This window comes from Paracholeplasma brassicae, from assembly GCF_000967915.1.
In the GTDB taxonomy this organism is placed as follows: Bacteria; Bacillota_I; Bacilli_A; order Acholeplasmatales; family UBA5453; genus Paracholeplasma; species Paracholeplasma brassicae.
Window position 1 is genome coordinate 499,586 of record NC_022549.1, and the last position, 23,834, is coordinate 523,419.

The following is a 23,834-nucleotide window of genomic DNA, read 5'->3' on the forward strand; positions in this document are numbered from 1 at the left end:
AAAAAACACAATTGACTGGAGCGCCAATTGCGTTAGTTTAGGGTTTGGTTTTGTAAGATTTGTTCAACAGGCTGTGGCTTTTGATAGAAGTAGCCTTGTGTGGCAGTGACTTTTAAGTCTTTTGCCATTTCGTCGTGTTTGCTGTTTTCGACCCCTTCTAAAACGGTGTAAAGGCCAATGTCGTTGAAGCCTTTAATTAACGATTTTAAAATGTGGTAAGCATTTTTAGACCTTTCGGCGTTGTATAAAACGGACTTATCGATTTTAATTTCACTGATTGGTAAGGCCAAAATGTTATTTAGATTGGCATAACCAGTCCCGTAATCATCCAGTGAGAAGACGAAACCCACGGCTTTTAATTCGTTAATAACGTGTTTTGGTGTGTCGTAGTCATCAAGAAGAATGCTTTCTGTGATTTCAAAACAGATTTGATTTGGTTTAATGTCGTATTTCTTTGTGATGGCAATCACGTTTTTAACGAAGTCTTTTGATAAGAGTTGAATCACGGATAAGTTAATTGAAACCCATTGTAGCGGGATATTCTTTTCTTTAAGTTCTTTAATGAAAGAGCCAACTTTGATTAACATCTGATAACCAAGTGGAATGATTTGCTCATTTTCTTCAGCGATTTTGATGAAGTCTACAGGGGATATAAAGCCTAGCTGGTCGTCTTTTAGACGCATTAAGGCTTCGTAGGTTAAGTAGTTTTTGTCGTGGTAATGATAAAGTGGTTGATAATGAACGAGCAAGCTTTCATCATTAATCACTTGACTGAGCAGTTCAATGATGCGTTTATTCTTTTGAAATTGAAGAAATGCGTTGTGATCAAGAATAAACAAGTTGTTTTCTTTTTGAAGCTTAAGCTCAATATAGGTTTGTTCAATGGTATAAATGAAATGGGTCGAGTTTTGTTCGATGTAAGAGCCATCAAGGAAGGCATAGTTGATAATAAAGTGTTGTTCACCTTCGTTTTTTCTAAGCTCATTTAATGACTGAATTAAGGATTTTGATTCGATGTCGGTTAATTGGTTGGTCAAATACAAGTACTTTGAACCACTGTATCGGTAAATGATGCCTTTTGAAAATACTTTTTGTATGTCTTTTACCATTTGATAAAGCATGATGTTTGAGGTTTGATAACCCATTTTCTCATTGATATCGGCTAGGTTTTTAACGTTGAAAAGCACGATCTTCGGTGTGATTTCATCGTTGATCAACGCTTTTAGATGGATGAGAAATGCGTGCTGGTTTGGTGTGTTTGTTGAAGAATCGATGATGATGTCTTTGCGTTGAATGTAGAATTGAATGATTAATAAAGGTAGCACTACGGCAGCAGAGGTCATGACTTGAGATGGAATCACGAGTTGAATGACAAGTGCGACAAGTGAAGCCGCAGGTAGTGATAATAAGGCCAATTTTTCATCTAACTTGATTTGAACCTTATAAAATAAAATCATCGCAATTTGAACAAGGGAGTACAACACAAGTAGATTGAAAGATAGGTTACCTTGTTGACCAAACACGATTCGATTGGTCTCGGTAATTTCAAAGACTTGATTGGTCACCGGGTTAATAAATATTAGGAATAGCGCGACATAACTTGGAATAAAAAGATAAGGAATAATGCGTTTAAACCCTAAATGGGATTCGTATAAATACGTATATATGTATAAAAACATCAATGAGACGATTGAGACAGAAGCAATCAAGTAAAGATAAGTTGAGATGCTTGCGAGGTACCATTGATAAGGCATTTTAATTTCTAAAAAAATCAAGTTAGCCACTGAAATAATCACAAACCACATGCAAATGGTAATGAGCAGTTCATAAGTTTTATTTCTTATCGTTGGGATAAATTTTAAGTTTTTGACAAAGAAGTAGATGACCGTCATAAAAAGTAACGAGGTTATCTCTCCAAGCATATTAAAGTTTTCCATCGTATCATTTGAGCAATAAGTTTTTGATTGCTATTCCTTTCAAAACAAGTTTCACTCTATTATTATAGCACGACTAGCAATGAAAATTGCGTGTTTTTCTTAGGAGTGATTCTCAATAAAACATCGGATTTGATGGGAATCAATGATTGAGCTTTAAATTTGAAGAAAAATTGTGTTATAATAGCCGATAAGGAGAGATTATTATGCCAAAATTAAGTTTATTACAAAAATACGCTAAGCTTGCTGTTGTGGTAGGTGTAAACGTACAAAAAGATCAATTGGTGGTTGTTAGAGCAACACCAGAATCAAAAGAATTAACGCGTTTGATTGTGAAAGAAGCTTATTTAGCAGGAGCTAAAAAAGTCATTACACAATGGAGCGACGAAGAAATTTCAAGATACGCTTACGATTATCAAAGCATTGAAAGCTTAGAAGAAATTCCTTCTTATGTCATTGAACAAAACCGTTACTATGTGGATAATGGCGCTTGTTTTATCAACGTCATTTCACCTGTGATTGGTGTCAATCAAGGGGTAGATGCATCTAAAATGCAAAAAACCTTAACGGCCTCACAAAAAGCCGTGCCATTCTTAAGAGAATACACCATGGGAAACAAAGGTCAATGGACCATTGTTGCAGCGGCAAATCCAGTTTGGGCAGAAGCTGTATTTCCAGAATTAAAGGGTGATGAAGCACTTGAAGCGTTATGGACAGCGATCTTAAATGCGTGCCGTGTGTATGAAGATTCAGACCCAATCGAAAACTGGAACCTTCATAACGCCGTGTTATTAAAACACAACAAAGTCTTAAACGACTTAAACTTCAAAGAATTACGTTTTAAGAATAGCGTTGGCACAAATTTAGTGGTTGGTCTTGTCGATGATCACGTTTGGTCTGGTGGTGGAGAAAAAACAACCAAAGGCGTTTATTTCAACCCAAATATTCCAACTGAAGAAACCTTCACAATGCCTCATAAGTTTAAAACAGAAGGTAAAGTGGTTGCGACAAAACCTCTAAACTATCAAGGCACACTCATTGAGGATTTCTACTTAGTCTTTAAAGACGGTAAGGTCGTTGAGTTTGATGCTAAGAAAGAAAGAAATACCTTAGAAGAGTTATTAAACACCGATGAAAATGCCACACGTATTGGTGAGATTGCACTAATCAGTCACGATTCGCCAATTTCAAATACGAACTTATTGTTCTTAAATACACTATATGATGAGAATGCTTCTTGCCATATGGCACTTGGTAGAGCCTACCCGATGAATATTAAAGGTGGACTTGACGCAAAAATTGAGGACTTAGAAACTCGTGGTTATAATAAATCATTGATCCACGTTGACTTTATGTTTGGTTCAAAAGACATGTCAATCATTGGCATTAAACAAGACGGTAGCGAAGTCGTTGTCTTTAAAGACGGAAACTTTGTCATCTAAATTTAAGTAAAACGGTCTAGGAATCTAGGCTGTTTTTTTATATCGTACGAAAAAACATGAGAGAAATTACGAAAATACGAAAACGTTATCGTTTAACAATTTCGTTTTTTTGTCTTTGTAACGCGAAAAGACAATTATTCGATAAAAAAGCGTTTACATTTTGGTTCTAATAATCGATTGACAGGTGCTTTCGTTTGGTTTAAGATGATTACGTAAACGATTTCGTTTTAAGATTGTAGGTGTTATGGATGGTTAAACTGAAAGACATAGCTGAGGCACTAGGTGTATCAGTTGGTACGGTCAGTAAAGGATTAAGGCATAGTCATGAAATCAGTGAAGAAGTCACCGATAGAATCATTAGAAAAGCAAATGAATTAGGCTATATAGCGAATTCATCGGCTAGAAATCTAAAAACCAATCGGTCTTATGTCATTGGGGTGGTTTATGTCGATAAATCAAGAGCAGGACTAGGGCATGATTATTTTTCTACCATGCTATCAAGTATTAGAGACGAGTTATCACTGCACGGGTATGATTTCACCTTTGTGTCTAACACGATTGGTGAAAACAAATTATCTTACGTGAACCACGCAAGGTACCGTCGTTGTGATGGCGTCATTATCGTTACAGCAGATTTTAAAGAACCTGAAATCATTGAACTGGTCGAATCTGAAATACCGGTCGTAACCATCGACCACGTATTTAATAATCGAAGTGCAATTCTATCAGACAATGACGAGGGTTTAGAACAAATCATTAATTACGTGTATAAAAAAGGGCACAGAAAGATCGCCTTTATTCACGGTGAGGACACCGCAGTAACCGAACAACGCATTGCGTCATTTTATAAAGCGTGTGAGACGTTACAAATTGAGGTGCCAAAGGACTACATTAAAGAAGCGCTCTATCATTTTCCTAAGCAAGCAGGCTTAAGAACGCGTGAGTTGCTTCAATTAAAGGAAAGACCAACCTGTATTATCTATCCAGACGATTACGCATTTATGGGTGGGTTAACTGAAATTGAAAAACATGGATTAAAAATTCCAGAAGACATTTCAGTCGTTGGGTATGATGGCATCTTCTTAAGCCGAATCTTAAGACCAATCTTGTGTTCTTATGTTCAAAATAGTACAGAAATCGGTAAACAAGCCGTCAATCGACTATTAGAACAAATCGATAAACCCAAGTCGTTTATCAGAAAACCAGTACGAGTCAAAGGTGTGCTTCAAGAAGGGCAAACGGTCAAAGATATTCACTAATTACATAGCATAGACTATGAAGGGAGAAAAAAGAAGAATGAAAAAAGTATTACTAATGATTATGGTAGTCCTACTTGGGATTACCGTCGTAAGTTGCGGCGAAGACACTAAGGTCGTAGCAACTGAAGAGGGTAAGGTATTAAACATTCGTGTTTGGAATACCGAATTCAAAGATCGCTTTAGAGCGTATTACCCAGGGTATTTAGAAACTAAATCCAATGGGGATGACCTATTAGATGATGGTACAATCGTTAAATGGATTGAAGTAGCAAACGATCAAAACGGTTATCAAAACGCACTTGACGTAGCACTTCAAAATCAAGAAAGTGCAAAAGCCGATGACAAAGTTGATTTATTCTTAATTGAAGCTGACTATGCGAAGAAGTACGCTAATGCACAGTACGCTCTTGATGTAATTGAAGATTTAAAGATTCCAGAATATTCACTTAGTCAACAATACCAATATACCAAAGACATCGTTACAGATGAAGATGGCATATTAAGAGCGGTTTCTTGGCAAGCAACCCCTGGACTATTTGCTTATCGTTCGGATATTGCTGAGGCTGTTTTAGGCACAAGTAATCCAGATGAAGTACAAGCAAAACTAGACACATGGGAAAAGTTTGATACTGTAGCTGCTCAAATGAAAGCACAAGAATACTTAATGCTTTCTGGTTTTGATGATGCGTATCGTACATTCTCAAATAACATGAGTGCCCCTTGGGTAGATGCAAACGATAACGTGGTCTTAGATCAACAAATCCTTAATTGGATCAAACAAACCAAAGAGTATGCAACAAATGGTTATAACCACGGAACAAAACTTTGGGATTCACAATGGAGTGCTGACCAAGGTCCTACTGGTAATGTCTTTGGTTTCTTCTATTCAACTTGGGGAATTAATTTTACATTACTAGGTAACTCCTTAGAAGACGCTGATGGTCCAAAAGAAGTCGGTAATGGTCTTTATGGTAAATGGCGCGTGGTTCAAGGACCTGCTAGTTATTACTGGGGTGGTACTTGGTTAGTTGGTGCTAAAGGCACAGACAACCCAACACTCGTTAGAGATATTATGTTGAAGTTAACTGCTAATGAAAAGATCATGAAACAAGTGACTTTAGATGTTGAAGATTACACAAATAACCAAAAAGCAATGAACGCATTAGCACAAGATGAAACGTATGGTTCACCATTCCTTGGTGGTCAAAACCATGTCAAACTATTTAATCAAAGTGCTGGCGATATCGATATGTCAAACATTTCACCTTATGACCAAGGGCTTAACGAAGGCATTCAAACCGCATTTAGAGATTATTTCTTAGGTACGATTACGTTTGAACAAGCGTGGGCAGCCTTTAAAGAATCATCAACCACCAAATACCCTGAATTGAAATTTGGTGCAACACCACAAGATCCATTTGCAGCTTAATCATTAAGTCGGACAATAGGGGGAATGATTCCCCCTATTACCGATTATAAAGGAGAAAAAGAGCCATGAACAAACGAAAATCCAAAATAAATTATAATAAATGGGGTTACCGTTTTATTATGCCATTTATTATCATCTATGTTCTATTTTCAATCATCCCACTCTTACAAACCCTGTACTATAGCTTTTTTGAGTACTATTACCGGTTTGGCGGGGCACAAAAGGTAGGACCTAACTTTGCTTTTTTTGATAATTACATCAAGGTTTTTACTGAAGGGAAATTCTTTAAATATTTTTACAACACAATGTCGATTTGGGTCTTAGGGTTTCTACCACAGTTGATCGTATCCTTACTCTTAGCGCTTTGGTTTACCTCGACGAGACTTAATATTCGTGGTCAACGTTTCTTTAAAACCGTGATCTACATGCCGAACTTAGTCATGGCATCGGCATTTTCATTGCTTTTTCTAAGGCTATTTGCGAATAACGGTCCAGTAACCAACATGCTCTTTGAAAGTGGGCTTTTAAATGAGACGTTTAGTTTTATTGATAAAGCCGTGCCGACAAGACTTCTTATATCGTTTATGAACTTTTTAATGTGGTTTGGTAATACAACGATTCTATTGATGGCAGGCATTATGGGCATTGATCAAAGTATTATTGAGTCGGCTCAAGTGGATGGCGCAAGTGCCTCGCAGGCGTTTCGTAAAATTGTCTTACCACTGTTAAAACCAATTTTACTCTTTGTGATGATTACCTCGCTTGTTGGCGGTATACAGCTCTTTGATATTCCTCAAATATTCACTTCTGGTACAGGTGGGCCTGAGGCAAAAGCAATGACTGTTATGATGTACATTAGTACCCTTTTAGGCCCATCAAAACAATATGGTCTTGCAGGTGCTGTCTCAACGGTACTATTCTTGATTACAGCAATTATCTCAATTACCTTCTTTTATTTCTTTAACAGAGAATCCTTCAAAAAAGGAGGCGATGTGAGATGAACAAACAAGCAAGAGTGAACTTGTTTCTTCAAAAATTAATGGTGTATACCACACTAGTTTTGTTTGCGGTTGTTGTTTTATTCTTATTTTACACACTATTTGTCAATTCGAGTCGAAGCCACTTTGACATTCAAAAAGGCTTCTCGTTATTGCCATCTGATCATCTAATTAGAAACTTTAATAAGCTCGTGGCTAATAAAAACATCAACGTATTTAATGCGATGAAAAATAGCTTAATCATCGCACTTAGTTCGGCAGTGCTAACTACTTATGTGAGTAGCTTAACGGCTTATGGTATTCACTTATACCGGTTTAAAGGCAGACAATTCGTTTATATGTTTATTTTAGCGGTCATGATGATTCCATCTCAAATTGCTAACATTGGGCTAGTGACGATTTTGTATCATTTAAACTTAGTGGATAACTTTTATGTGATTGTTTTGCCTGGGGTTGCAGCCCCAGCCACGTTCTTTTTCATCAAACAGTACATGGATTCGATTTTGCCTTTTGAGGTCATCGAATCGGCACGTATGGATGGATCAAAAGAACTACAAACGTTTCACCGTATTGCACTACCGATGATTAAACCAGCCTTAGCGGTTCAGTTTATCTTTGCGTTTGTGGCCTCATGGAATAATTTTTTCTTACCAAGCTTGGTCATCCAATCGCCTAGTAAAAGAACCATTCCAATTGTGATATCGCTATTAAAGAGTTCAAGCCCAGACACGTTTGATCTAGGTCCGATCTTTGTCTTTATGTCCTTAGCGATTTTCCCAATGTTGTTTGTCTATTTGATTTTCTCTAAACAAATTATTAAAGGCGTCACACTTGGCAGTGTGAAAGGCTAGAAAGAGGCTACTATGGATTATGGCTATTTTAATGACCAAGACAAAACGTATGTGATCAAAACCCCTTATACCCCATACCCGTGGATTAACTATCTTGGGTCATCAGACTATTTTGTGTTGTTTTCTAACACCGCTGGTGGCTATTCCTTTTACAAGGATGCCAAAGAAAGACGTATCACTCGGTTTCGGTATAATAACGTGCCTGTGGATAACGAAGGCAGGTATTTCTACATCAAAGATGAAACCGATGTCTGGAATATTGGTGCAAGACCAACCAACACACCACTTGATTTTTATGAGGCAAAAGTGGGGCTTGGATATACAATCATTACTTCAAGAAAAAACCAAATATACGCGACTCAAAAAGCATTTGTTCCGCTAGGTTTTACTGGCGAGGTTCAACAAATCACGTTAAAGAATGAAGGAAAGACTACAAAGACAATCTCACTTTATAGTTACGTAGAGTTTGCCTTGTGGGATGCGTATGATGACATGACAAACTTTCAACGCAACTATTCGTGCGGTGAAGTGTTTGTTGATAAGAACAGCATTTACCACATCACTGAATATAGAGAAAGAAGAAATCATTATGCGTTTGTTCATGTAAACCAACCAATCGATTCGTTTGATACTGATCGTGACGCGTTTCTTGGCATGTATCGTGACGTTAAAAACCCAATTGGTATTGAGTCTAATGAATTATCAAACTCGGTAGCGGATGGGTGGCATCCATGCGCAGCAACTAAACTTAGCATCACTTTAAAACCAAACGAAGAAAAACAATTGATTTATTTGATTGGATACGGTGAAAATAAACCTGAAGATAAGTACATTGATGGTAAAATCAACCAAACCAAGGCAAAAGAAATGATCAATCAAATGTCTACGAGTAAACAAGTAGACGATGCGTTTGAAAGTTTAAGCGTGTACTGGGAAAATAGACTTTCAAAGTATCAAATAAAATCAAACGAACCTAAATTAGACCGAATGGTCAATATTTGGAATCAATACCAAACCGCAACGACCTATAATCTATCAAGAAGTGCGTCTTATTTTGAGTCTGGGGTTGGTAGAGGCATGGGCTTTAGAGATTCGAATCAAGACTTACTTGGTTTTATGCACATGGATTATGACAAGACTAGAGAAAGAATACTTGATTTGGCATCCACCCTTTTACGAGATGGCGGTGCTTATCATCAATACTCACCACTCACAAAAAAAGGAAACACACTTTTAGGTACTGGGTTTAATGATGACCCGAACTGGTTGATTTTATCGGTATGTGAATACATCAAAGAATCAGGTGATTTCTTGATTCTAGATGAAGTGATTCCTTACGAATCCAATTTGCTTTATACAGGCACTTTAAAAGAACACTTGGATTTATGTTTTGATAAAGTCTCGTTAAACTTAGGGTCACATGGATTACCACTGATCGGAAGAGCCGACTGGAATGACTGTTTAAATCTAAACTGTTTTTCTAGTGAACCTGGCGAATCCTTTCAAACAGTTCAAAACAAAGGCGATGGTAAAGTTGCAGAATCCATCTTTATTGCTGGACTCTTTGTCTATGCAACCAAACCCTATGTTGAGTTACTTAACCGCCTTGGATTACATGATGAAGCCTTCTTAAAACAACAAGTCATCAACAAAATGACCGATGCGGTTGTGAAGCACGGTTATGACGAGTCTTGGTTCTTAAGAGCGTATGACGCTTATGGACAAAAAGTTGGGTCAAAAGAAAATACCTTCGGCAAAATCTTCATTGAACCACAAGGTATGTGTGTGATGGCTGAAATTGGACTAGAAGACGGTAAAGCATTAAAAGCCCTTGATAGCGCATGGCATCACTTAGGAACCAACCACGGGATGGTTCTAAACTACCCCGCTTATCAAACGTATGACATTAAACTAGGTGAGATTAGTTCCTACCCACCAGGGTATAAAGAAAATGGTGGTATCTTCTGTCATAATAACCCGTGGGTGATGATCGCAGAAACGGTCTTGGGTCGAAATGAGCAAGCCTACCGTCTCTACAAACAAATCGCACCGGCATTTATTGAAGATCAAACAAAGCTTCATAAAACAGAACCCTACGTCTATTCACAAATGATCGCTGGCAAAGAAGCCAAAAATCATGGGCAAGCCAAAAACTCTTGGTTGACTGGGACGTCGGCGTGGAACTTTGTGGCGATAGCCAAATACATTTTAGGGATTAGACCAAATTACGATGGTTTAATCATCGATCCTAAACTACCAAATGAGATAAAAGAACTTGAGGTAAAAAGAGTAGTCAGGGGCGTCACTTATCACATCTCTGTATTAAGAGGACCTAAGAAGGGATTATACATCGATGATAAATACGTCTCGGATCATGAAATTCCTTATGAGTTAACTAAAAAAGACATTTACGTAAAAGCCTACATCTAATTTTTTTCCTTTTCCTACAGAAGAACCGAACCCCCTTCGGTTTTTCTTTTGGCTAATGTTATGATACAATTTGTTTAGAAGAAATGAGGGATTAAGATGGAAGACATTAAATTAAAATTACGTGCGTTTGCACAAGAAAGAGACTGGCTTGAATACCATACCAAAGAGAATCTAGCAAAATCAATTGTGATTGAGGCTTCAGAACTCTTACTGAATTATCAGTGGGGCAGTGTTGAAAAAGACGTCCTTAACGTCAAAGAAGAACTTGCGGATATCATGATCTACTCAATCATGCTTGCGGATAAATACGGATTTGACATTAAAGAAATGATTGAAGAAAAGATTGAAAAAAACGCAATCAAATACCCAGCAATTAAATCAAAATAAAAACTATCAGTCGGTAGTTTTTTCTTTTTTATAGAGTAAAAATAGATCTTTTAGCTATCTATTAGATGGAGGATCTAAACAATGAAAAACTATTATATTACCAAACACGTATTTAATGAAATTCCGCATGCCTTATTATTGCTGATACAAACGCTTTCTCTCGAGAGGTTGTATCAAAACTTAGACTACCTACAAGTATTTGAAACAAAAAGAGAAAAAGATCGATTGGTTTTAAGACAACGAAGTGAAGTGCCTTATTATTTAAAAGAGGTCTTTCTTGATGAGGCGATGGTTGAGGGCTTAAGTGATTTTAAAATCTATGTGATTGAAACCGATTTAGATGTGACAATGTTATTTGCACATGAGTATTGAGTAAGTCAAGAAAATAACAGTGCTCAGCATTAATTTTTGAAATCAAGAAAAAAGAAGTTTAAATAACTTGAAAAATGTAAGCGAATACAATATAATGAAAGTGAATAAGATATCGAAACGTTTTGATAGTGATTACCACTTAGTTTATTTTTCTAACTGTAACACCGCTTTAGCATTCATAATATGATTGTTTTCTAGAGTTCGTTACAGTTAAGTGTTTTAGTTTCGAAACGTTTCGAGAGCCGATGGCTAGAGGAGGAAAAGAATGAAAAAAGTTTTAAGTTTACTGGTTTTTTCCCTTTTTGCACTTACATTAAGTGCCTGTAAAGACGATAAACCAAAAGACGATCGTACCGTCATTACGTATGCGGCATGGAATCTTGGTCTTCAAGAAGATAACAACATTGAGCGCCGTATGATTACGGCATTTATGGAAAAATACCCAGACATTCGTGTGGATGTCATTGAACGCCCACGCATTGTGAATGAAGAAGGCATCGAAGAAGATTCCACTTGGGATCAATTCTTCTCAAATCAAGCATCAATTGGTAAGATGCCAGATGTCTTTCAAGTCGATGTGGTCATTAAGGCGATACTCAATGGTTGGGCAGAAGATATCTCAGCTCAAGCAAATGCGGATAATGAATTCTTAAGCATTTCAGAAGACATCAGAAATGATGCTCAGTTTGGGGATAAGTTATTTGCTTTACCACAAGCGATGTTCTACATGGGGTTTTTCATTAACCGTACCATCATCGATGAACGTAACGCAGATATCCCTACTTACGGTGTAACCTATGATAAATTAATGCAAATAGCTCAACAAGCCGCAAAAGCACCCGTTCAAGGTGGTGACGGGATTGCCGGTATTGATGGGGTCAACGACTTAATTGGTTGGTTACCTGCACAATACGACCAAAGTCTAGGTTGGTTTACTTATAATGAATCTGGGTACCATTTTGATTCACCTGCGTTTGCTACAGCGATGGCAGAACAACAAAAATACTTTGGTAGTTCACAAAGTGCTTACACTGGCTATGTGCTTGAAACCCAAGGCAACCCTGACATCAACGGTGGCATTACGGTAGAAGATCGTTATGGCACAGGGAATGTCTTTGAACTTGGCAAACAAGCCATTACTTACGCAGGTAGTTATAATCTACGTAACTGGTTGAGTTTTACACTAGATGAAAAACGTGGGTTATATAACCATGACATCGATTTTATTGGTACACCTGCGGTAATGGTTGGAGAATCACTTGTTAACCGTATTCCAGTCATTCTGGATTACATTGCGGTTGGACAAGGCACAAAGAATCAAGAAGAAGCTTACTTGTTTGCTAAATGGATGGGCTTTGGTGTGGAAGGTTACACGAAGCGTTTAGATATTGCGAAAAACTTCCCACAAGCCGGTGCGGTCAACTTCGCTCCGATTGTAGCAAACGAAACATTGGTCGATCAATACTTTGATTTATACCCAACACTCGTTGAGTTTGAAAAAATTGTTCGTAATCATGATGCCTTCATTATTGAAAGCTTAGCGAAAACTGTGCCAGGTTATGTCAATTCAAGATGGCAAGGCAGATATAGTGCAGAGCTCAATATGTCTCAAGCACTCGATCAAATTAGAGATGGTAATATCTCACTAGCGGATGCGCTTGCGGCTGGGTTAAATACCAGAGCAAATACGGAATACACAATTGTTAAAGCGCAATTAGACGCAAAACTAGAAGAATAAATATTAGATGAGGTGGAATAAGATGAAAAAACTATTAATGGTGGTATATCTGAGCTGTTTGGTTGCTTTTGGGGTGTTTAATCAAAAGCAGTTTGAACTAAAAGAGGTAAATGAAGAGATCCCATCACTACTGGAAGACAACACTTATTCTGCCACATTAAAACAGTGGAAAGCAGAAGGGTATCTAGATAATCACTCATTTATGGCGATTATCTCGCCTTCTCTTTTTGTTTTAAGTAGCGATTCAAGTGGGTATCTAACCAGTCTTACTGAAGGCTATCAATCGTTTTTAACGAATGAAGGGCTAAGTAATGAGACAGTCAACCAAGTCTACGAATTTGATCAAAGTCAAACGAGTGATCAATACGTTCTTTTTGAGGTTGATGTGACTGAAACCGGTCTATATACCTTGGCGCTTGATTATTACTCATTAACAGAGACCATCAGAGAAATTGAACTGTCCGTTGAAGTTGATGGCAAAACCCCTTACTTTGAGGCCTCTCAAATCACACTAAATTCGTTTTATGAGGCACCTTCTGAGTTTAAGGTTGACCGTTATGGCAATGACATCATGCCAAACGCCACACAAGTTAGAAAATGGAGCCATGCGTATCTTAAAGACACCCTTAGACTTCAAGAAGACCCGCTCGTATTCTTATTAGAGGCGGGGACAAACGAGATTAAAATCAACCGAACCAATGGTTATTTTAAACTTGGGAATTTGTATGTGAGCAATCAAGTGACTTATCAGAGTTACGAATCCTATTTAGAAGAAAATGCATTTCAAACTGGAAACAAAACAGGTACGTATACGGTAGAGGCTGAAAATCCAACCCTAAAAAATACGTTGTCTGTTCGATACACAACCAATAAAAGCCCATCAGTGACACCTTTTGGGTTAATTGAAAACAAGTTAAACATCATTGATGGATCGACCTTTAAAACCTCAGGTCAAGCCATCTATTATGACATTGACATCAAAGAAGCCGGTTTTTATCAGTTATCAATGAAGGTTTTACAAACCAAAGAATATCAGCGCGTGTTTAGAACCATTTCAATCAATGGCAAGATACCATTTGAAGAGGCAAGAAATTTGCCAATCAAATCGTCTTCAAAATGGCAAAACCACACGTTTAAAGATGATGAGGGAAATCCGCTTTGGTTTTACTTAGAAGAAGGGATCAACACCGTTGGAATAGAGGCCTCAGCAACGCTGTTTAGACCAATTTATGAAGACATAAAGACAGTCATGGCGGGTATTAACGATCTTGCGTTAGATATCAAAAAACTGACGGGTAACCGAGTCGATGAGAACAGAGACTGGGACATTACGACCTACATGCCAAATCTAGCAAACGATTTAAGAGGCTATGGGGACATGATTAAAAACGCCTATGAACAGTGGGTATCAATCAATGGTAGTAAAAAAGCCTCAGAAGTCTCAACCGGTTTAAAACTGTCTTATCAATGGTTATATGAGCTTGCAGATAAACCAAATAGTGTGCCTAAAAATATATCAAAACTTTCAGGGACAACAAACTCAGTCTTACAACGTTTAGGTATTCTCATGCCTTTAACGATTGATTCACCGCTTTCAATCGACCGTATATACGTTCATGGTAGCCAATTTGATCTACCAAGAGCCAACAGCAAATGGTACGTTAATTTTTGGGTCAGTGTGAGACGCTTTTTTGCCTCTTTCTTCACCAAACAATACAACGACGAACCCGTTGAAGGCGAATTAGAAATATGGGTTAACCGCTCACGACAATACGTCAATTTGATGCAACAAATGGCGGACGATGAGTTTACAACTGAGTTTGGGACAAGAGTGAAAATCTCTATTATGCCAAATGAAGATAAACTCATTCTAGCGGCATCCTCTGGGGCAGAACCAGACGTTGCCATGGGGGTTGCTGGTTGGCGTCCATACGATTTTGCAATACGTAATGCGATCGTTGACTTAAGAAGTTTTGATGATTTTAGTGAGGTTGCTAATCAATTCATGGATGGGGCATTCTTACAATTAATCTATCAAAATGGGGTTTATGGGCTACCAGACACACAAAACTATTTTGTGATGTTTTACCGAAAAGACATCATTGAAAAACTTGATTTGATTGTGCCTGACACCTGGGATGAAATGTTATCGATTCTACCTGAGCTTCAACGCTATGGGATGAATTTTTATGTCAACTTATCAACGACGAATGCGTTTAAAGCGTTTCAATCGACAATGCCTTTCATCAATCAATTTGGTGGCACCATATACAATGACACGGTAACAGAGGCTACGCTTGATAACGAACAAACCATCGAAGCACTGCGCTTTATGACCGAACTTTACACGGTTTATTCACTACCACTTGAAGTGGGGAGTTTCTATAATGATTTTAGGTATGGGAAATTACCTATTGGTATTGGTGATTTTGGCATGTATGTTCAACTCCTTCACGCCGCACCAGAAATTGCTGGTCTTTGGGATATTGCCCCAATGCCAGGGGTATTACAAAATGGGGTTGTTAACCGTTCTTACGATGGAGCAGCCACCGCATCAATGATATTTAAGAATTCAGACTTAAAAGAAGAAGCTTGGGATTTCTTAAAATGGTGGAGTAAAAAAGAAACACAAGTGAACTATTCGGAGTCTTTAATTACCTCAATGGGTGCTGAATACATGTGGAATACCTCAAATGTTGAGGCATTCAGAGAAATTAGTTGGGATGAGTCTCATAAAGACGTCTTTTTAGAACAATGGGCTTGGATCAATGACACCGCTAAAACGCCTGCGTCTTACATGCTTGAAAGAGAAATTTCAAACGTGTGGAACAAAGTGGTTTATGATGGGGTGAATCTAAGAACTGCGGTTGAAGATGCGCAAGTCATCATCAACAAAGAAATCACAAGAAAAATGATTGAATTTAATTTTATTGATCGAAACGGTCGTATTTTAAAACCATACGTGTTACCGACCATTGAGAATATCGAAAGGTGGGTAGACTAGGATGGATGAGAAGTTATTAATCAAAAAGAGTAAGCAAAAACGATTAATCAAAGAAGACATCCATGGCATGCTTTTCAGTTTGCCATACATACTGGCCTTTATCGCCTTTATCGTGATTCCTGTGTTTATGGGGATGTTGTTGTCATTTACGTATTTTAATCTCTTAGAACCGGCTTCATTTATCGGGTTATCTAACTACATTACGTTATTAACATCGGATGACGCGTTTATGCAACAAGTCATCCCAAACACCATTAAGTTTGCGTTTTTTGTGGGGCCTGTGGGCTATTTGCTAGGTTTTTTCTTAGCATGGTTACTTGCACAAATACCTCACAAATTAAGAACTGTTTTGGCGTTAGTTATTTACTCACCATCAATGACCGCAGGGGTTGCGATGTCAGTCATGTGGAAAATCATCTTCTCAGGGGATGAAAGTGGGTATTTAAACTCGTTTTTATTAAATTTAAACTTAATTGATACACCAATCCAGTGGCTCACAAATCCAGACTATTTAATGACTATCATGATCATCGTCACCATTTGGAGTTCTATGGGGATTGGATTCTTAGCGATGCTCGCTGGTGTATTAAATATCAACCAAGAGCTTTATGAAGCGGCTTATGTGGATGGGATGAGTAATAAATTTCAAGAAATTTTCTACATCACCATTCCATCAATGAAGCCACAAATGCTCTTTGGTGCGGTGATGAGCTTAGTAGGTACGTTTAATGCGGGTGCCATTGGGGTACAATTATCTGGGCAAAACCCAACGCCTCAAAACGCCGGTCAATTGATTGTGACCCACATCGATGACTTTGGCTTTATACGTTACGACATGGGGTATGCCGCTGCAATTTCGGTGGTCTTACTGATTATGGTCTACGTATTCTCAAGAGTAGCCCACAAATTATTTGGAGAAAAGGAGTGATTAGAAATGGCTGCATTTAAAGGCACAAAGATAAACCCACAAAGCTTTCACGTGTCTCAAATCAAGTTTTTAATCATTTTGATTCCAGTCGCAGTGATTATGGCTTTACCGATTGTCTATATTTTCAACCATGCGTTTAAACCACTCAATGAACTTTTCGCATGGCCACCAAGATTTTTCGTGATTAACCCAACGACTAAAAACTTTAGAGACTTGTTTGCGGTTACCTCAACTACGGGTATTCCGATGTCGAGGTATTTGTTTAATTCGGTGGTGATTACGTTTGTTACGGTGGTGTTATCGATTGTCATATCAAGTTTGGCGGGGTTCGCCTTATCAAAACTTGATTTTAAAATAAAACGTCCATTAATGCTTGCCAATAATATTGCCTTGATGTTTGTTGGCTCTGCGGTGATTATTCCAAGGTACTTGGTGATTGAACGTCTTGGTTTAATCGATACGTTTTGGGTTCATATTCTACCTGGTTTAGCAATTCCTGTTGGGTTATTTTTAATCAAACAGTTCATCGATCAAATTCCAAAAGATTTGATTGAAGCCTCAAGAATTGATGGTGCAAGTGATATTCGCATTTATTTTACAATCATCCTACCCCTAATCAAACCAGCCATCGCAACGATTGCGATTGTCTCGTTTCAAGGGGTTTGGAATAACACGGAAACCTCAATGAACTACATCAATAACGAATCATTAAAAACGTTTGCGTTTTACATGTCGACACTAACAACGACCTCAAATACAGTAGCAGGACAAGGGATGGCTGCGGCGGCCAGTTTGATTATGTTTATTCCAAACCTTGTGATCTTTATCTTCTTACAAAAGAACGTCATGAATACGATGGCGCATTCGGGGATTAAGTAAGATGAAAAAAATAGTCATTATTTTAATTGGAGTTTTTACATTACTACTTGTTAACGTTCAACTAAGTGCCGTCAACGTGAATCAAACAAGTGCCCCTTATGAGACCTATACCACAGGACCTAACGGCAGAAGAATCACCACTCAAACCGCTTATGAACCCGCTGGTATTGTTAGTCTTGGGCTTGGGTTATCAAGCCCTGAGGATCTTTATATCAAAGACGATGTGATCTACATCGCTGACACAGGCAACAAACGAATTGTCAAACTGGACTTAAATGGCAATTTTGAGGTATTGATTTCAAGTTTAAACCAACCAACGGGCATTCATGTCGATGAGTTTAATCAAATATATGTGGCAGATAAAGGCAACCAAATGGTCTATAAATACGATCAAACTGGTTTACTACTTGATTCATTTGGTAGACCTACCGAACCAATTTTTGGACAAAACTCACCCTATGTGCCAACAAAAATCGTGACTGGCCCTAGAGGCATCATGTACGTGGCAGGTGAAGGTTCGACCTCGGGTTTAATTCAGTTAAACTACGCTGGGGATTTCTTAGGTTTTTTTGGGACCAACGAGACCACAAAAACCTGGTACCAACAACTCGCTGAATGGTTTAGCTTGGATTTAGCTAAAACCGTTCCAACGTCGCCTTTAAATCTAGCAATTGATGAAAAAGGTTCTGTTTTTACAACCACACTTGCAACCTCAAGTCAGGTGAAAAAGTTTAACATTGCTTCAAATGTGGTCTTGACCCTGAGTAATCAAAGTCAACCGGTTGCAATTACCATTAATGCGTTTAATAATATTTATACCTTATCAGACGAAGGGATTATTACGGAATACGACGCTTATGGCAATCTCATCTTTGAATTTGGTGGGCTTGACCAGGGCAATCGGGTCTTAGGACTATTTGTCAACCCAACAGACATCGATATCGACAGTCAAAATAATCTATATGTGCTTGATAAAGCAACCAATCAAATTCAAATGCTTCAACGAGCAGAATTTACCATGATGGTGCATCAAGGCTTAGAAGACTTTAATAATGGGATTTATTCGATCGAACAGTGGGAAGAAGTCCTACGCATGAATTCGATGTTTGCCCTTGCAAACAGCGCGATTGCAAGAGCAAGATTTAGAAACCTAGAATATAATGAAGCACTTGATTATTATCGAATTGCCGCAGACAGACAAGGCTATAGTGATTCGTTTTGGCAAATTAGATATGAATGGATGCAAAACTATCTAGGTATTGTGTTAATCTTGTTGATTAGTTTATTTGTTTTACTAAAAGCACTTAAGTTCATTGACAAGAAATACCACATTTATGACCCACTGAGAAGTTATCGAAAACGACTACTTGAGGTGCGGTTAATTAGAGAACTTAGTTTAATCTTCAAGATGTTTAGGCACCCAGTGGATACGTTTTACGAAATCAAACGAAACAATAAAGCATCGTATTTATCATCAACGATCTTATTTGGGCTTTTTATCGCAATCAACGTCACAAGTGTTTATCAAACCGCGTTTGTGTTTAACTACACCAATTTAGAAGCGTATTCGTTGATTCGAGAGGTTGCGATATTGGCATCGTTGATTGTGTTGTTTGTGTTTTCAAACTACTTGATTTCAACCCTCTCCTCAGGTGAAGGTTTCTTCAAAGATATCTACCGAGGGACTGCTTATAGTTTAGCGCCATACATCATATTGACGCTACCCGTTATTATTTTATCGCACGGCTTAACACTGAATGAAGTTTTCATTTATAGTGCACTGAATCAAATTAAGTTTTATTGGTCATTAGGGTTAATCATTCTAATGATGAAAGAAATCCATAATTACAACCTTAAAGCGTTGTTAAAAAACATTTTCTTAACACTCTTTGTGATGGTGATGATTGTGGTGATTGTGTTCTTAGTTTATTTACTAGCCAATCAACTCTACGAGTACGTCGTAGGTATCATTAGGGAGGTGATTGTTCGTGCATCGAGTTAAACGTCTATTACTGACTAGTTTATTACTTTTAGGTATTGGTTTAACATTAGTACAACTCAGTGGAAAAACACACGTGATTAAAGACGTGGTTAGCACCTCTAATGTTGCGCCATCAAAAGCTGCGCTTCAAAGTAATCGTTACACACAAAAAGAAGATTTAACACCAACCTCAAATCCGTTAGTCACATTAAATGGTTATGAAAAAATCGCTTCAAATAACGTCTCTAAGTTAAGTCTATACGTCAACATCAACGACTTATCGTTTCGAGTGTTAAATGAGGAAACAGGGTATGTGTTTGGTTCAAACGTTGAACTGGATTACCTAGATGAGACAAACCCAAATTATGACCCAAGCGATCAACCACTCAATCAAACGTGGCGTAACCGTGTGAAATCACCGGTATCGGTGCTTTATTATACAGGGGCAAACCTACAAGAAGAGTATTTGTTTCAAAACCCAGGGTCTTCGTTTACTTACTTACCACTAAATGAAGGTGATAAAAAAGGGTTTGAAGCGAATTTAAGTTTTGCGTTATCTAAAGTGAACCTAACCTTAAGGGTCTACATTGATGATCAAGGTTTAAGTGTTGAAATACCAAACGATGGTATCAAAGAAGATCCTTCAACACTGGATACGAGAAGACAACTTGCGGGTGTGACACCTTACCCATTTTTTGGTTCAACCAAAAGAGACACCACCACAGGCTATGTGCTTGTGCCTGATGGTGTCGGTGCATTAATGCGATTTGAAGACCGTCCAATGACGGGCACTTACAGCAAGCGTTTCTTTGGTAATGAATCGTTTTCTAGTCTAAGTGAAGAAAGCTTATTCATGAATGTTTATGGCATGGTTCATGGAGTCAATCAAAACGGCTTTTTAGCGATTGTTGAAAAAGGAAGCGCTCAAGCAAGTTTTGTCTACACACCAAGTGGGGAACCCATTGATCTAAATTACGCGAACGTCTCATTTGAATACCGCATCGCTTATACGCAGTATCTAAACCAATCGGGGACTTCCTCGGTTCGACTGGTTCAAGAGAGAAGAAACGAATACGACATCAAAATCAGTTACAGATTCTTAAGTAATGAATACGCCAATTACGTCGGTATGGCTAAAAGCTATCAAGAAGAACTAATTCTAGAAGGTGCGCTAACACCTTATGACAAACCAGAGGTAAGTCTACACTTAGACGTCCTAATGGCAGAAAATAAAAAGGCGTTGTTTGGTAGAAAATTAGTCTTAATGACGACGTTTAATCAAACCAAACAAATGGTTGAAGCCTTAAATGATGAAGGGATTAATACACTTGATTTAACCCTGCATGGGTTTCAAAAAGGTGGGCTATCCTATCAAGGACCTGACTATGATCAAATTGAAAAGAAGTTAGGTGGAACAAAAGCACTAAAGACACTGTCTGATTTTGGGGCAAACGTCTACTTTCAAACCAATTACGTGACTGCATACAAAGAAGCTAAAGGCTACAGCATGAAGCACGTTTCTCAAAGCATTGGTCAACAGTTGATTTCGATTAATGACGATTACGTGCTTTCACTTAAAGACACCATCGGAATGTATGAAAGCGACTATCAAACGCTTAGTAAACAAGGCATCAATAACGTGTCGTTTGATTATTTAGGTAACGTTTTGTATAGAGATTACGCAAATAAAGGCACAAGAGAAGATTTAATTGACGTGGCAAAATCCTTTTTAGATGTCGCAGCGCAATCAGCAATTTCTAACGCATTTAGTTATTTGTTTTCGGCTGACGTCATCAAAGACGCGCCAATGTATTCGTCTCAACAACTACGGTTTAGTGATACGGTGCCATTTTATGCCTACGTCTTGCAAGGTCATCAACAAACCTATGCGAGATCAGCGAATTTCTTTTCAAATACACAAAATGAATTGTTAAGAATGGTTGACTACCATTTATTTCCAAGTTTCTTTGTGACAAATGAATCATCATATTTATTACTCGATACGAATTCTTCGAATCTCTTTACCTCACGTTTTAGTGATTGGAAAGAAGAAATTGTTAGACAGTATCATTACGTCAACGAGGCTTTAAGTCCTGTTAGACAAGCAAGTATCCTTAGTCGTGAAGTACTTGATGATGGCGTCGTTTTAGTCAGCTATTCAAATGGTATTAAGATATTAATTAACTATACAGGAAAAGACTACACCTATCAAACACAGGTTGTTAGTGCTACAGATTATGAGGTGATTTTATGATTAAAGTAAAAAAACTTCTTAATCAGGTGATGTCTTTGTTAAGTAAAGGCATCAAGAAGTTAACCAATAACCGTTTGATTTCTTATCAAAACAATCAGTTAGTGTTCTTTAAGAAGATTAACGTAAGAGTGACCAATAAAAAAAGAGAAATGTTTTATGGTTACGTCTTCATCTCGATTTGGCTCGTTGGGTTTTTATTCCTAACGGTTTACCCACTGGTGATGTCCTTTATCTTTAGTTTAAATAAGGTCACCATTACAGGTGCCAAAGGCATTCAAATGACGTTTAGTGGGTTTCAAAACTACATTGACATCTTCACAAGTGATTTGGATTTTGTCGACTATTTGTGGGCGTTTTTAGGACAAATTGTCTTATACGTGCCAATCATCTTAATTATCTCGATGGTGATTTCGATTTTACTGAATCAAAAGATTAAACTAAGGGGCTTCTTTAGATCGGTATTTTTCTTACCCGTTATTATTGCCTCTGGACCAGTCATCAACGAACTTTTAAAACAAGGCGCAGGGACAATCCCACTCTTAGAAGAAACAGGGATAGTCGAAACGCTCTCAAAAACACTGCCTGCTTTTATGGCAAATCCGATTGCCTTACTCTTTGATGAGATGATCATTGTCTTATGGTTTTCAGGGGTTCAAATTGTTTTATTTTTAGCAGGATTACAAAAAATCTCAACTGAAATCTATGAAGCGGCCCAAATTGATGGGGCATCGCCTTGGGAATCGTTTTGGAAGATTACGTTACCTTCTTTAAAAAGCATCATCTTAGTCAGTGCGGTTTATACGATTGTCATGCTTGCGACATTCTCGAATAATTCAATCATTGGTCACATTCAAAAGGTGATGTTTGATACGACCAAAGGCTATGGTTATTCAAGTGCGCTTGCGTGGGTGTATTTCGTCGTGATTGCCTTACTCTTAGGTGTGGTGGCGTTCTTGTTAAAAAATCCAAAGGAAAAGAAAATCAAGAAGGGGGTAAAACGATATGCAACAAAGTAAACGATTAGAATCGATTTCGAAACAAAAGATACTAAAAACGCTCTTTGGGATGAAGTTAACCGATGGGTTAGTGTTTAAGTTTCTAATTTATTCGCTTTTAGTCATTGTGTCTTTTGTCTATTTATACCCCTTACTCTATATGTTTAGCTATAGCATTAAAAGCTTACAAGATTTACTAAATCCGATGGTTGATCAGGTTCCAACGGGGTTTTATTTTAAGAATTACCTTGATGCGTTTAAGACCTTGAAGTATTTTGAGACGATGAGTACCTCACTCGTGGTTACCTTGATTCCAGCCATCCTTCAAACCATTGTTGCCTCACTGGTTGGTTATGGGTTTGCCAGGTTTGAGTTTCCTTTAAAAAAGACACTCATGGCTTTTGTGCTTGCGACCTACATCATCCCACCACAAGTGACGATGATTCCAAGGTATGTTTTGTTTAACGACTTAGGTATTCTACATACGGTTTATGCCATATTATTACCAGCTAGTCTTGGTCAAGGCTTAAACTCGGCCATTTTCATCTTGATTTTTTATCAATTTTATAAGATGATTCCAAAAGCGCTTGATGAAGCAGCTCAAATTGATGGGGCAGGAAAGTTTTATACGTATTTTAAAATTGCAATCCCACTATCAGTGCCGTCGTTTATTACCACTTTCTTATTTAGTTTTGTTTGGTACTGGAATGAAACCTACATTTCTGGTTTATTCTTAGGTAGGGATGTTGAAACCCTACAAATTCGTCTTCAAAACTTCGTTAGTGCATATAACGCCATTATGGGTGGCTCAGGGGATGTGGATTTTGCAAATGAAGCCATCCGTATGTCGGCCACACTCTTAATCATACTACCAATGCTACTGGTTTATTTTATTCTACAGCGCTGGTTCATTGAGGGTGTCGATAAAGCGGGTATAACAGGAGAGTGATGAC

Annotated in this window: 17 protein-coding genes; 16 read left to right on the top strand and 1 reads right to left on the bottom strand. The window is 37.9% G+C overall.

Translation table 11 applies throughout. The annotated features are described in order from the left end of the window. Window positions 1-32: 32 nt before the first annotated feature. Window positions 33-1,937 (bottom strand): EAL domain-containing protein, encoded by a 1,905-nt coding sequence (locus BN853_RS02290; RefSeq protein ID WP_084232897.1) that lies wholly within the window; start codon window positions 1,935-1,937, stop codon window positions 33-35. Between the two features lie 203 nt (window positions 1,938-2,140). Here BN853_RS02290 and BN853_RS02295 point away from each other — a divergent pair, with 203 nt between their 5' ends. From BN853_RS02295 to BN853_RS02370, 16 genes are all read left to right on the top strand, one after another. After that, the gene (locus BN853_RS02295) at window positions 2,141-3,376 is read left to right on the top strand and encodes an aminopeptidase (protein ID WP_030004329.1); all 1,236 of its coding nucleotides are present in this window, start codon (window positions 2,141-2,143) and stop codon (window positions 3,374-3,376) included. Between the two features lie 248 nt (window positions 3,377-3,624). Then, window positions 3,625-4,635: a LacI family DNA-binding transcriptional regulator gene (locus BN853_RS02300; RefSeq protein WP_030004330.1), complete on the top strand. Its 1,011-nt coding sequence runs from the start codon at window positions 3,625-3,627 to the stop codon at window positions 4,633-4,635. Between the two features lie 37 nt (window positions 4,636-4,672). After that, window positions 4,673-6,064, top strand: coding sequence for a hypothetical protein (locus tag BN853_RS02305; RefSeq protein ID WP_030004331.1), 1,392 nt, complete (start codon window positions 4,673-4,675; stop codon window positions 6,062-6,064). Between the two features lie 65 nt (window positions 6,065-6,129). Beyond that, window positions 6,130-7,065, top strand: coding sequence for a carbohydrate ABC transporter permease (locus BN853_RS02310; RefSeq protein ID WP_030004332.1), 936 nt, complete (start codon window positions 6,130-6,132; stop codon window positions 7,063-7,065). Next, window positions 7,062-7,913, top strand: a complete 852-nt coding sequence (locus BN853_RS02315) for a carbohydrate ABC transporter permease (protein ID WP_030004333.1) — start codon at window positions 7,062-7,064, stop codon at window positions 7,911-7,913. Before BN853_RS02310 ends, BN853_RS02315 begins: the two co-directional genes overlap by 4 nt. 12 nt (window positions 7,914-7,925) lie before the next feature. Then, a complete protein-coding gene (locus BN853_RS02320) occupies window positions 7,926-10,343 on the top strand; it encodes a glycoside hydrolase family 94 protein (protein WP_030004334.1) in 2,418 nt (805 codons plus the stop codon). Window positions 10,344-10,439: 96 nt separating this feature from the next. Next, complete coding sequence (locus BN853_RS02325) at window positions 10,440-10,730, top strand: nucleotide pyrophosphohydrolase (RefSeq protein WP_030004335.1); 291 nt, start codon at window positions 10,440-10,442, stop codon at window positions 10,728-10,730. An 81-nt stretch (window positions 10,731-10,811) separates the two neighbouring features. Continuing rightward, window positions 10,812-11,102 (top strand): DUF960 domain-containing protein, encoded by a 291-nt coding sequence (locus BN853_RS02330; protein WP_030004336.1) that lies wholly within the window; start codon window positions 10,812-10,814, stop codon window positions 11,100-11,102. 265 nt (window positions 11,103-11,367) lie between these two features. After that, on the top strand, window positions 11,368-12,840 hold the full coding sequence (locus BN853_RS02335; protein WP_030004337.1) for an ABC transporter substrate-binding protein: 1,473 nt from the start codon (window positions 11,368-11,370) through the stop codon (window positions 12,838-12,840). A gap of 22 nt (window positions 12,841-12,862) precedes the next feature. Then, window positions 12,863-15,844 carry an extracellular solute-binding protein gene (locus BN853_RS02340; RefSeq protein WP_030004338.1) on the top strand — a complete coding sequence of 994 codons (2,982 nt, stop codon included), beginning with the start codon at window positions 12,863-12,865 and terminating at the stop codon, window positions 15,842-15,844. 67 nt (window positions 15,845-15,911) lie between these two features. Beyond that, window positions 15,912-16,772: an ABC transporter permease subunit gene (locus BN853_RS02345; RefSeq protein WP_052591437.1), complete on the top strand. Its 861-nt coding sequence runs from the start codon at window positions 15,912-15,914 to the stop codon at window positions 16,770-16,772. Window positions 16,773-16,778: 6 nt separating this feature from the next. Beyond that, window positions 16,779-17,651, top strand: a complete 873-nt coding sequence (locus tag BN853_RS02350) for a carbohydrate ABC transporter permease (RefSeq protein WP_030004340.1) — start codon at window positions 16,779-16,781, stop codon at window positions 17,649-17,651. Window position 17,652: 1 nt separating this feature from the next. Beyond that, window positions 17,653-19,653, top strand: coding sequence for a YIP1 family protein (locus BN853_RS02355; protein ID WP_030004341.1), 2,001 nt, complete (start codon window positions 17,653-17,655; stop codon window positions 19,651-19,653). Further along, on the top strand, window positions 19,640-21,886 hold the full coding sequence (locus tag BN853_RS02360; protein ID WP_052591151.1) for a DUF5696 domain-containing protein: 2,247 nt from the start codon (window positions 19,640-19,642) through the stop codon (window positions 21,884-21,886). Before BN853_RS02355 ends, BN853_RS02360 begins: the two co-directional genes overlap by 14 nt. Beyond that, window positions 21,883-22,902 carry a carbohydrate ABC transporter permease gene (locus tag BN853_RS02365; RefSeq protein ID WP_030004343.1) on the top strand — a complete coding sequence of 340 codons (1,020 nt, stop codon included), beginning with the start codon at window positions 21,883-21,885 and terminating at the stop codon, window positions 22,900-22,902. Before BN853_RS02360 ends, BN853_RS02365 begins: the two co-directional genes overlap by 4 nt. Further along, the gene (locus tag BN853_RS02370; protein WP_052591153.1) at window positions 22,889-23,830 is read left to right on the top strand and encodes a carbohydrate ABC transporter permease; all 942 of its coding nucleotides are present in this window, start codon (window positions 22,889-22,891) and stop codon (window positions 23,828-23,830) included. Before BN853_RS02365 ends, BN853_RS02370 begins: the two co-directional genes overlap by 14 nt. The last annotated feature ends 4 nt before the right edge of the window (window positions 23,831-23,834 follow it).